The 12,064-nt window shown below is 39.3% G+C and carries 10 protein-coding genes; 3 read left to right on the top strand and 7 right to left on the bottom strand.

The genetic code is table 11. The features are described from left to right. The first annotated feature begins 27 nt into the window (after window positions 1-27). The gene (gene yhbH / locus KBP50_RS20940; protein ID WP_050350763.1) at window positions 28-1,188 is read left to right on the top strand and encodes a sporulation protein YhbH; all 1,161 of its coding nucleotides are present in this window, start codon (window positions 28-30) and stop codon (window positions 1,186-1,188) included. 627 nt (window positions 1,189-1,815) lie between these two features. On the opposite strand, the gene ymzB is transcribed toward yhbH, so the two are convergent. From ymzB to KBP50_RS20915, 5 genes are all read right to left on the bottom strand, one after another. Then, complete coding sequence (ymzB, locus tag KBP50_RS20935; protein ID WP_050350764.1) at window positions 1,816-2,166, bottom strand: protein YmzB; 351 nt, start codon at window positions 2,164-2,166, stop codon at window positions 1,816-1,818. A gap of 289 nt (window positions 2,167-2,455) precedes the next feature. Then, window positions 2,456-3,349 (bottom strand): metal ABC transporter permease, encoded by an 894-nt coding sequence (locus KBP50_RS20930; RefSeq protein WP_050350765.1) that lies wholly within the window; start codon window positions 3,347-3,349, stop codon window positions 2,456-2,458. After that, the gene (locus KBP50_RS20925) at window positions 3,346-4,215 is read right to left on the bottom strand and encodes a metal ABC transporter permease (protein WP_050350766.1); all 870 of its coding nucleotides are present in this window, start codon (window positions 4,213-4,215) and stop codon (window positions 3,346-3,348) included. The genes KBP50_RS20930 and KBP50_RS20925 overlap by 4 nt, the downstream gene beginning before the upstream one ends. A gap of 1 nt (window position 4,216) precedes the next feature. Beyond that, the gene (locus KBP50_RS20920; RefSeq protein WP_050350767.1) at window positions 4,217-4,969 is read right to left on the bottom strand and encodes a metal ABC transporter ATP-binding protein; all 753 of its coding nucleotides are present in this window, start codon (window positions 4,967-4,969) and stop codon (window positions 4,217-4,219) included. 11 nt (window positions 4,970-4,980) lie between these two features. Then, window positions 4,981-5,913: a metal ABC transporter solute-binding protein, Zn/Mn family gene (locus KBP50_RS20915; protein ID WP_050350768.1), complete on the bottom strand. Its 933-nt coding sequence runs from the start codon at window positions 5,911-5,913 to the stop codon at window positions 4,981-4,983. Between the two features lie 679 nt (window positions 5,914-6,592). Between KBP50_RS20915 and KBP50_RS20910 the strand changes: the two genes are divergently transcribed. Next, the gene (locus tag KBP50_RS20910; RefSeq protein ID WP_050350769.1) at window positions 6,593-8,008 is read left to right on the top strand and encodes a SpoVR family protein; all 1,416 of its coding nucleotides are present in this window, start codon (window positions 6,593-6,595) and stop codon (window positions 8,006-8,008) included. 632 nt (window positions 8,009-8,640) lie between these two features. Then, window positions 8,641-9,216, top strand: coding sequence for a YpjP family protein (locus tag KBP50_RS20905; protein ID WP_050350770.1), 576 nt, complete (start codon window positions 8,641-8,643; stop codon window positions 9,214-9,216). 423 nt (window positions 9,217-9,639) lie between these two features. On the opposite strand, the gene KBP50_RS20900 is transcribed toward KBP50_RS20905, so the two are convergent. Both KBP50_RS20900 and KBP50_RS20895 read right to left on the bottom strand, forming a co-directional pair. Then, complete coding sequence (locus KBP50_RS20900) at window positions 9,640-10,344, bottom strand: NAD-dependent protein deacylase (protein WP_050351158.1); 705 nt, start codon at window positions 10,342-10,344, stop codon at window positions 9,640-9,642. Between the two features lie 226 nt (window positions 10,345-10,570). Next, window positions 10,571-11,626 carry a YkvI family membrane protein gene (locus KBP50_RS20895; RefSeq protein ID WP_050350771.1) on the bottom strand — a complete coding sequence of 352 codons (1,056 nt, stop codon included), beginning with the start codon at window positions 11,624-11,626 and terminating at the stop codon, window positions 10,571-10,573. Window positions 11,627-12,064 lie beyond the last annotated feature (438 nt).

Here is a 12,064-nt window from a genome sequence, read left to right as displayed (position 1 = left end):
GTTGATTAATATTAAGGAGGGGATATAATGTATGAGCAGAAGGGAAATTTTGTCGTCTCAAAGGAAAATTGGTCCCTCCATCGCAAAGGTTATCAAGACCAAACGCGTCATATGGATAAGGTAAAGGATGCGATAAAAAATAACTTGCCTGATCTAGTCAGTGAAGAAAATATCATTATGTCCAATGGAAAAGATGTTATAAAAGTACCAATCCGTTCGTTAGATGAGTATAAAATTCGTTACAATTACGATAAGACGAAACATGTAGGGCAAGGAAAAGGCGATAGCCAAGTAGGCGACATTATTGCTCGGGCTCCAGGAGAGGATGGTCAGGCAGCTGGTAAGGGAAAAAAGGCTGGAGATCAACCTGGTACCGATTATTACGAAGCAGAAGTATCTTTAGAAGAGATTGAGAATGCGTTGTTTCAAGAGCTAGAATTACCGAATTTGCAGGCAAAAGAGCAAGCTGAAATCATTACGGAGAAAATAGAATTTAATGATGTCCGCAAAAAAGGTTTAATGGGGAATATAGACAAAAAACGAACGATTTTAACGGCGATTAAACGCAATGCAACAGAAGGAAGACCAGGAATTACGCCGATCTATGAAGAGGATTTGCGATTTAAAACGTGGAACGATATAACTAAGCCAGAGTCGAAAGCTGTTGTTTTAGCCATGATGGATACGAGCGCTTCAATGGGAATATTTGAAAAGTATGTAGCTCGGAGCTTCTTTTTCTGGATGACAAGGTTCTTACGTACAAAATATGAGACAGTGGAAATAGAATTTATTGCTCATCATACCGAAGCTAAAGTCGTTTCCGAGGAAGATTTTTTTTCAAAAGGAGAAAGTGGCGGAACGATTTGTTCATCCGCTTATTTGAAAGGATTAGAACTCATTAATAGTAAATACCCGCCCGCCCGTTACAACATTTACCCAGTTCATTTTTCAGATGGAGAGAATATGACCTCCGATAATCCACTGTGTATGGAATTGGTGGAAGAAATGATGCGTGTTTCTAGTATGTTTGGCTATGGAGAAGTGAATAGTTATCATCGCAGATCGACCTTAATGCGTGCGTTTGATCAGCTTCATAATCCAAAATTCCGTTATTATATTGTCAAGGAAAAGAAAGATATATACGAAGCGTTAAAAGCGTTTTTTACCCAACAGGTAGTAATGGTTTAATAGAGACTTGGTGAAAAAAATGCTAACTACTAGTAATCCTATTTGATAGAGGACGTTCAAAAAGCGCATTTAAAATGACACATTAACGTTTCGTTTCTAGTTGACTCGGTTCTCCTTTTCCATTGCGGGGATAATTCACTAGTGCTCATGTATCAATTTTGCGTACGGGGGGCCTTCTACTAAAACCGCCCACGTCCTGTGACGAACGTAGAAGCCAGTACCTTATGCAAGCGCGCTACTTGAAACTAACCGCCTTGGACGCAGGTGCCCAGACGTGCTAGTGTCGGCGTTGCAACAGGTCAAGGAAGGCTCCGACAGCAATACATCGCATGCAGAAAAAGTGTTTTTCTTCATCAAGGACGACTGCGATCTTAGCTGACCTTGCTCTTTATTATCCCATATATAAGGTGCTGTAAGACTCCTACTTCGGTAGTTGGATAATCTGTACTGCAACAAGTAGTGGAGATAACAGCACCTCAATACCAGATTCGTTCATCTAACAATCAGTGGGGGACGAAGGAAAACCCCCACTGATTGAAGCTGTACTTTATCTCCTTTTTGAACACGCATTTATATGATCATTTACCGGTGCATGAGCGGTTCCGCTTTAATGGTGCACCGGTTTTCCTATTTGACAACTTCAATTGTATAGATGGCACGATCGGTAACTAAAGCAAATCGTTCCCCATCGAATTGATAAAACGATGTATCTTTCAAAGGGATTTCATACATGGACTTCGGAAGCTGTTGATAGGATTTTGTAGCGTTTTCGATCTTGCCGCTACCATTTAGTTGTAATGTATGTAGTGGCTCGTAATCATTCATTCTATGTTTATTCGTTTCATAGGTGATTGTAGCTAAGTCGATAATTGCTACATCATAATCGTTTAGCTCTTGCTTGGCAACTTTTATCTGTTTTCCACTCCATTTTTGTAATAATTTATTAAACTGCTCCACATCTAAAAATTGTTTTGTCATGTTCCATTCCTCCTAGTAAGATATTTCCCGCTGTATGTAAAAATCATACGTAAAAATCTGGATTTTCGCCGAAGTTCACAGTGAATTCGCCGGAGTTCACAAGCAAAGCGCCGAAGTTTACATAAGAGTTGCTTGAAGTTCACAATTTACCAGAGGAAGGGAGTTTGTTTTTCGCTATGGAAGAACTATTACAAACGCTACTCATAAGTGAGGGTAGAGAAAAAAGAACGCACCTCCAAATTTAGATACGATCTAAATTTGGAGGTGCAGTTCAGAATGAAGATTCTTTTTACATGGTTGAATGTACTGCTTTCTCACCAGTGGTGCGCCGAAATTTTTTGGTAATAATTCCCTGATTTGGACTAAAGAGGAGGGCGCCAAGGAACAGCACGCCAGAGGCTACCGCCATGGACCCCGCAATAGAAACATTTAATTGAACAGCGAACAGGTAGCCAAGCGCAGCAGATAAAATACCGATACCGCCACTTAAAATTAATAGGACAAGGAATCGATCTGTTAAAAGATAAGCAGTAGCTCCAGGAACGATGAGCATCGCTACAACTAAAATTGCACCAACACTATCAAACGATGCAACGGTTGATAGAGATACCATCGTCATTAATAGATAGTGGATCATTACTACTGGAACGCCTATTAAAGTAGCAAACTGTGGATCAAATGTTGACATTTTAATTTCTTTATAAAAAAGTGTAATTAAAATTAAATTGATGACTAGAACAGCTCCAAGCATCCAAACAGCAGTAGGACCCAAATTGACACCATTAATTGTCAATGTATTCCAAGGTACAAAAGCGATTTCTCCCATTAGTGCATGCTGGACATCAAGGTGTACTTGATCACCAATAAAGGAAATAAGTACCACCCCTAAAGCGAAGAGAGATGTAAAGACAATGCCGATAGCAGCATCTGATTGCACACCTGATGAGTTCAGCATTTCTACGAATATGGCAGTTAAAATACCGACAATACCAGCACCAATTAACATAGGTACACCATCTAGTGATTGCGTCACAAAAAATGCACCAACTATTCCTAATAAAACGGTATGACTAATAGCATCAGCGATCATTGCCATTTTACGCAGAACGAGGATGGCTCCAGTGATGCCACAGGTTACACCAACAAGACAGCCCGTTAAAAGGATCCAAAATGTATAGGTCATGCGCGTTTCCCTCCTTTAAATACGAGCCCTTTTTTTGATCCAAAAAACAAGGAGAAGAGAAAAATTACGGAAGCACTTAACACAATAATCGGACCTGTAGGCAAATTATTGAAAACGGTACTTAATACGGCTCCACTCACACCAGAAATAGCACCGAATATTCCCGCTATAATCGTCATCAAACCAAGCCGATCTGTCCAATAGCGGGCAGAAATTGGCGGTGTAATTAATAGGGCCGCAATTAATACAACACCAACCATTTGAATGCCGATGACGACAACGGCAACAACGAGAAATAATAAGACACCGTTGAAAAAGGTGACGGGTAAGCCAATTCCTTTTGCAAATTGTGGATCAAAGATAGTAATTTTAAATTCTTTAAAGAACAGGGCAGTAAGGATAATTAAACATAATGCACCTATCGTGATTAATTGCACGTCACTTCGTACAAGGGAAGCTGCTTGCCCAAAAATAAAGGAATCTAATCCAGCCTGATTTCCTGTTGAATTTTGTTGAATATAGGTTAATAAAACAATTCCAAGTCCAAAAAAGACCGATAGTGTAATACCAATTGCAGCATCCGTTTTAATTCGTGACTTTTTAACAATTGTTTGAATCGATTGGGTAGCGACCAAGCTTGTAACGGCAGCGCCAGCTAGCAGGAAAGGGATGGACTTCACCTGAAATATAATATAAATAATACATACACCTGGTAGAGCGGCATGAGCCATTGCATCGCTAATTAAACTTTGCTTCTTTAACAGGACAAAGCTACCAATCACTCCACTGGCGAAGCCTAGCAAGAGGCTGCCCACCAATACCCATTGCAGGTTTGCACTAGACAGAAGAGATGTTAATGTATCCATCTCATGTGCTCCCTTTCACTGCTGTAGGTTCTTTTTGTAAAAAGGCAATTTTCCCTCCATAAGCCTCTTCCAAGTTGTCTAGTGTAAATACTCTGTTTGTTTCTCCGTATGCTATTGGCGTCTTATTTAATAATAATACATGATCAAAGTAATCATTCACTGTCTGTAAGTCGTGATGGACTACTAAAACCGTTTTCCCTTCCTCTTTCCATTCCTTCATTAATTGAATGATTGCCTTTTCTGTTGAAGCATCCACTCCGGCAAACGGTTCATCCATAAAATAAATTTTGGCATCTTGTGCCATTGCTCGGGCAAGAAAAACGCGCTGCTGCTGTCCGCCAGATAATTGACTAATTTGTCGGGACGCGTAAGCCTGCATTCCTACTCTTTCTAAACAATGCTTCGCCCATACTATCTCTTTTTTATTCGCTCGCTTAAATAAACCGATATGATTGTATCTTCCCATTAAAACAACATCTAATGCGTTCGTAGGGAAATCCCAATCTACTTCACTTCGCTGTGGCACATAGCCAATAATTTTCTTTTGCACCCGTATCGGTTTATTGAAAACTTCTACCTTTCCTGATAACGTAGGTAAGAGCTGTAGAATGGACTTAATTAGTGTCGATTTACCAGCCCCGTTTGGGCCGATAATTCCCGTTATCGACCCCTCTGGTACAGCAAAAGACACATTTTCAAGTGCGAGTTGCTTATCATACGTAACAGAAATATCTTTTACTGTTAATGCATACATATTATCCCACCTTATTTTAATGATTCTACGATTGTGTCAACATTATGTCTGAACATTCCGATATATGTTCCTTCTTCTGTTCCTTCCTCGCCCATTGCATCAGAATATAGTTCGCCACCGATGGAGACGTCATGTCCTTCTTCCTTTGCGCCTTCCACAACAGCATTAATGGATCGCTCAGATACACTACTTTCGACGAACACGCCTTTAATATTCCGTTCAACTAACACGTCGATAATCCGTTGAATATCGTTGACACCATAGTCTGATTCTGTACTTAAACCTTGAAGCCCCATTACTTCAAAACCATAGGCTTTTCCAAAATAATTAAATGCATCATGTGCCGTCACGAGTACACGACTTTCTTTAGGAATTTCATCGAATCGTTCTTTTGCGTAATCATTGAGTTCATTCAACTCTTGTAAATAAGCGTCCGTATTTTTCTTGTAGGTGTCTTTGTTATCTGGATCTAACTCAATTAATCCATCACGAATCGTTTCCGCAGCATATTTCCAAAGTTTAATATCAAACCAAACATGCGGATCGCTGACCGATGGGCTTTCTGGATCAGCTAGTAAATCTTCTTCGGGAATTCCTTCAGCGACAGGAATAGTAGGTTTGTCTTGCTTCATTTCCTCAAATATTTCTCCCATTTGGCCTTCTAAATTTAGCCCGTTGTAAAAGATAATATCTGCTTCGGACATTTTCTGTATATCTCCTTGGACAGCATTATATAAATGTGGGTCAGTACCTGGTCCCATTAAACTGTTAACTTCTACAAGATCACCGCCTATATTTTTGGTTACATCCCCTATTTGTGCAATGGTTGTTACAATTTTTACCGGATCGTCACTTGAAGCAGTTTCATTCTTTGCTTTAGAAGCGCAACCTGCAATTCCGATAATAAGTAATAAGCCGAAACAAAATAAGCTGAATTTCCTCATGTGTTATTCCCCTCTCTCAAAAATGTTTACTCAACGCAAAACTAGTCTAAAAAAATTTATCCCTTATATAAGGTGCTGGAAGACTCTCACTTTAGGGAGTCGGATAATTTGTACTGAGTCCAAATGGGAGATAACAGTACCGAAATACCCTATTTCGTAAGAGACCTTTAGGTCAAACCTTTGGGCTACTAACAAGCTATGGTGGATGAATGAAAAATCCCACTGATGGAAGATTCACTTTATCCCATTTGCCTGTGATAGTTGGGAACCCGCAAAATATTTAATATCTATTAAAAATTTTCCTTGGTGCAAATTATATGTTATGGATTTAAAAAAAGCAATAGTTTTTATTAAAAAAATGTAGGTTTTTTTACAAGCGTCCATGTCGTGCTCGTTTGTAGGGATTATCAATTAGCTCTTTATATAGCATGCGAAAAGGAACGGTGGTTGATTGGCTCGTTAGTTATAATTGCACAGCAAAGACAACGTTTCAGCATAAGTTCGCACTATAGTTGCCGTATAAGACTATTTATCCCTTGTTTGCGTTTTTAGTAATGGTTTTAAGATAGCTAGCCAAGGAAAACAGAACAAAAATCTGTAGACGGGTTAGTTGTTATTTTTGCAGTAATCATTCGTTTACATATTCATAAACTATAGAAAGTGAAATGGGGGGATCTTAGTGATTGAGAATAAGCAACTGGAACATTCTATTGCGGAGATAACGGAAATAGCTGCCGATTTTGGACTGGATTTTTATCCCATGCGTTATGAAATTTGCCCTGCAGATATTATCTATACATTTGGAGCTTATGGGATGCCTACCCGTTTTAGTCATTGGAGCTTTGGCAAACAGTTCTATCGTATGAAGCTGCAGTATGATTTAGGATTAAGTCAAATATATGAATTAGTCATCAACTCTGACCCATGCTACGCTTTTTTATTGGATACAAATAGTCTAATTCAAAATAAGTTAATCATTGCCCATGTTTTGGCGCATAGTGATTTTTTTAAAAATAATGTGCGTTTTTCCAATACACGTCGTGATATGGTGGAGAGCATGACAGCAACGGCTGAACGGATTGCTCACTATGAAATGGTGCATGGCAAGGAAAAAGTAGAAAAATTTCTAGATGCTGTTCTAGCAATACAGGAACATATTGATCCAACCCTCTTTCGTTCCTCACTAAGCTATGATGAGTTAGAAGAGCTAGAAAAAGATTCTCCCCAACAGAAAACTCCATATGATGATTTATGGAATTTAGACCAAGTATCAACTCAGCAAACGGAAAAGGAACAGCGTAAAAAGAAATTCCCACCACGGCCGGAGAAGGATTTGCTATTATTTTTGGAGTCATATAGTAAAGAATTGGAAGACTGGCAGCGGGATATTTTAACGATGATGCGGGAGGAAATGCTCTATTTTTGGCCGCAGATGGAGACGAAAATTATGAACGAAGGTTGGGCTTCCTATTGGCACCAACGGATTTTGAGGGAAATGGATTTAACTAGTGAAGAGACAATCGAATTTGCCTCTCTGCATTCGGGAGTAGTGCAGCCTTCGACACGTCAATTAAATCCATACTATTTAGGCTTGAAAATACTAGAAGATATTGAAGAACGCTATAACCAACCGACAGAGAAGATGAAGCGACTGGGAATTCAACCAAATTCCGGAAGAGAAAAGTTGTTTGAGGTTCGAGAGTTGGAATCGGATATTTCCTTTTTGCGAAATTATTTGACGAAGGAACTAGTGCAGCAAGAGGATTTATATTTGTTTGAGAAAAAGGGAAGAAATTATCAGATTACAGATAAAGACTATGAGAATATTCGTGACCAGCTTGTAGCGATGCGGGTAAATGGTGGTTTTCCATATATCACTGTGGATAACGGTGATTATTTACGAAATGGAGAACTATATCTGGTCCATCACTACGAAGGAACGGAGCTGGATATTGCGTATTTGGAACATGTGCTGCCATATATTTATCAGCTGTGGGGACGTTCTGTCTATATGGAAACAGTTGTGGATGATAAAAGTGTGGTGTACTCCTATGATGGAAGGAAAACGGTTCATCGTCCTTTATCCAGTATGTAATGTGCTGGAAGACTCTCACTTTAGGGATTTGGATAATTTGTACTGAGTCCAAACAGGAGATAACAGTACCGAAACACCCTATTTCGTAAGAGGCCTTTAGGTCATATTCTTGGGCTACTAACAAGCCGTGGGGGGGGTGAATGAAAACCCCTACTGATGGAAGATTGACTTTATAAAGTGGTCCCTCCTTTATTGGGAGTTTTTTCATTCCCTACTGTTTGGAGTAGAACAACGGGTATAACGTCAGGCGTTCTTGAAAATATGCGTGTCAACGAGGATATCTTATAAGCGTAATGAATAGGGAATTTAAATACAGTTATCTCCTGACTTACTCGGTATCGCAGAGATGTCGTAGGTCCGTACATTCGGATACAGGCGATTTAGATAGTCTAGAAACAAGGGCTTATTGAGTGTTTAGCTTTTCTATAGCTTTCTTTTAAACAGCAGCCTTATCGAGTTATCATTGTACCAATCCTGACTTCTTCTATTTGTAACTCACGGTAAGAATTTTTTATATCGATTTCAAAAGCGTAAAAAATACTTTACAAACGATTACGTTATAAAAATAGCATGGACAAATGATCAGATAATGGTAAAATTTAAGTAACACGTAAAGAGGGGAGTGGACTAAGATGAAGCAGTGGATGAAAAAAATAGCAGTCATGATGATAGCAATTGTAACACTTGGAATGTATGTGCCTGCTTCGTTAACGGAAGAACCAAGTGATGCTAAAGCACGTTATAATTCTGACTCAGACGTTAGCGAAACATCAAGCCCTGCTGTCTTAGAAGAAACACCTCCTCTAACAGATCCGATGCTGGAGCTATCGGAAAAAGCCAAAGAACAAGTAATGCGTAAAATGGGACCAAAAATAGCTGATCGTGTGGCTGATGAGTTTACGGCTGTTATTCTGCCTCATATTGAGCAAGTAATGCAAACAGTAATGCTCGATGAAAATGGCGAGCCGATATCCCATTATGGGATTACAGAAGACCCTGCGAGTGGTTATGGAGAGCGGATTTTTCATATTTATGATTATCAACAAGAGGAGAATGTGGTGAAGTTCCATGTGAGACGAGACCATCGCCCGCTAGAAGGTTATTGGTTTAATTTCCACTATCATTTAAAAGACGATCAATTTGAAACCCATTATGAGATCGGTGAGATTTTTTGGGATAAAAATACGCCGCCAAAATGGATGGCATAATACACACAGTCGATACGATCTACTATAATTAGAAGTAGGGCGTATCGATTGTTTTATTATGTAGGAAGCTATAAAATGAGGTGCTTGGGGATAACGAAATAACCGACTAGTCACGTCCGGCGCATGAGCCCAGCAACGATGCGATTTTAGAAATGCGCCCTACGATAAGGCCTCATCGGCTCGTCGCTAAGAGGAAGGCCGACTAAAAACGGGCTTGCCGCCCAGACGTCGGCATACCCTTGTTTTAGTGGCATGATTCCTTTATCTTTAGTTGATTCGTTCCATTCGCTACGTTGCTAAACGGGCGCTTACGCCTTTGTTCCACTATAGGAAAGTATAAAATTTTTTGGTTTATCGTATAAGAACATCTAAACGAGGCAATGTCCACTTCAAATGTGGATCATTGCCTCGTTATATATACTGCTATTCATTAACTTCTTTTAACACTTCTCCGATGGAGCGACCATGAATCAGCTCATCAGCATAGTGATCTAATTCAGTTGGCTCTCGATTGACGATGACGAGCTTTGCTCCATGTTCTTTTGCAATTAGCGGAAATTGATTGGCTGGTGTTACGCTTAAGGAAGATCCCAGCACAATAAATAAATCGGCTTTTTCTGCTTCAGCTAAAGCAAATTGAAATGCGTCCATCGGTAAAGTTTCCCCGAACAGAACAATGGAAGGGCGAAGAATACCTTGACAAGAGCAGTAGTAATCTTTGTTTACATATTCTTCACTGCTATATTCTTTGCCGCAAGATTGACAATGAAGTTTTTGCAGCGTTCCGTGTAATTCGGCGACTCGTTGGCTTCCGGCTTGTTGGTGAAAGCCATCTACATTTTGGGTAATGATGGATTTTATCCGTCCTTGCTTTTCCCATTCCGCCAGTATATAATGCCCTTTATGTGGTTGATACGTTTTAACACCTAATACTCGTTCGCGGTAAAACTCAATGAACGCTTCTACATTGGAATTTAATGCATCCGTTGAGGCAATTTTGCTAGGATCTTTCTGTTTCCATAGTCCTTTATTTGCAGAACGGAAATCAGGTAAACCACTTTCTGTTGACATGCCAGCTCCAGTGAATACGACGGTGTATTTTGCCTCTTGTAACCATTCTTTAAGCAACATGCTTCCCTCCAGGTTTATTCTTTTATCAGTACTTATTATACTAAAATAATGTGCAATCTCCCAGTTTACCTCGCGTCTAGTAAAACGAACACGGTTAAAAGCTTAAAAAGACGTATGTGCTTGGATATGTTGACACATTTCTCTTTTTTTACTACGACAATGATCATCAGTTGGTATACGAAGCAACAATGAGAATGTCAATATATATCAATTTTAGGTAAGCTTATTGCTGTAAGCTTGATTTTAGTCGAAATGGCGCAATGATCAAAACGACAATTAGAAACAAGCCCATGTACCCAATGAAAGGATAGAAAAACGATACTAATTTAGTGAACCCTACAAAGCTCATTGCAAAGGCAATCAAAATCGTAATGACGCTAAAGCGTCTAAATTGTGGTGTTCCGTTTGGTTTAAAGCGAGCACTAAAAGAGAAAAACATACTAACCGCAGTATTGAAAACCATCCCAAATAGAATAATGGAGTAGATCATTCCTAAAGCAGGGGATATTTCGTCAGCGATTTTTAAAATCGGCATTTCAAATCCGTCCACTAGCTTCATATTTGCAAAGATAGCGAGGTGGTTAAACAGAATTAATATTCCAATCCCCAAACCTCCTAACAATCCACCAATGGTAGCCTTTCGTTTGTCCGCTTCAGCTCCTCCCATTACAAGGGCCATCGACGCACCTAATGCAATATTGTAAGAAACATAATTGATTGCAGAAAGCATCCAGTTGGATACCGCAGAAGTTTGTTCTAAGGCGATAGGCTCCATGTTAACAAATGAACGGTCCATGGTTACTAAGCTATAAATAGAAATAAGCATAACTGTTATAATCAAAAAGGGAGCAATACTGGCAATGATCTGTACTACACGATGAATATCGAGCATAACCGTAAGGATCACAAGAATCGTCATGATAGCAATACCGACAAAAGACGGAAGGCCGAATTGCTGGTTGAATATAGAGCCGGCCCCAGCGAGCATTACAACACCAACACCAAATAACGTAAACACGATAATGTAATCAACGATGGCGCCTAGATACCTTCCGCTAATGAAGTAAATCACATCGCGGTGAGAGGTGGTTCGGGTTTGGCTACCTAATCGGGTTAACATCATCCCCAAATAAGTAAATAGAGCAGTTGAAATGATTACTCCTATTGTTCCAATATAACCAAAACTAGTAAAGTATTGTAATATTTCTTGTCCAGAAGCAAATCCTGCCCCCACAATAATGCCAATAAATGCACTGGCTATTTGTAATATTTTCTTCATGTCAACGCCTCCGCTAAGCATAGCTGCAAATTTTTATTATGGTGCTTTTTTACGTATTGTAGATCTTTCTATTTTCCCGATTATTTTAAATACACAAATGAAATCAACAGAATTCATCCTATATTTCCCCTAGTCAAAAAATGACACCTTTTCATCATATCACACCTTTCACTAAAAAATGAAATTGTCTATAATACGCTATTTTTAAGACTTTTATCCAAAATGTAAGGTGGCCATAAGACTCTCATCTTAAGCGTTGAGGAAGATACAAGAAAGTCCTAATTGTGAGATAACAGCACTTAAATGCCCGGTTCGTTCAAGGGACTTTAGGTCATAGCCTTGTGGTACTAAACATTCAGTAAGTGATGGAGGAAAGCTCCTACTGAACGGAGTTTCACTTTATCTTCAATAAAAATCCATGTATGATAGAAAGAAGAC

Origin of the sequence: Virgibacillus pantothenticus (assembly GCF_018075365.1) — a bacterium.
Classification (GTDB): domain Bacteria; phylum Bacillota; class Bacilli; order Bacillales; family Amphibacillaceae; genus Virgibacillus; species Virgibacillus pantothenticus.
The sequence above is the reverse complement of the archived record's forward strand: the minus strand, read 5'-3'. Positions and strand labels throughout refer to the sequence as shown.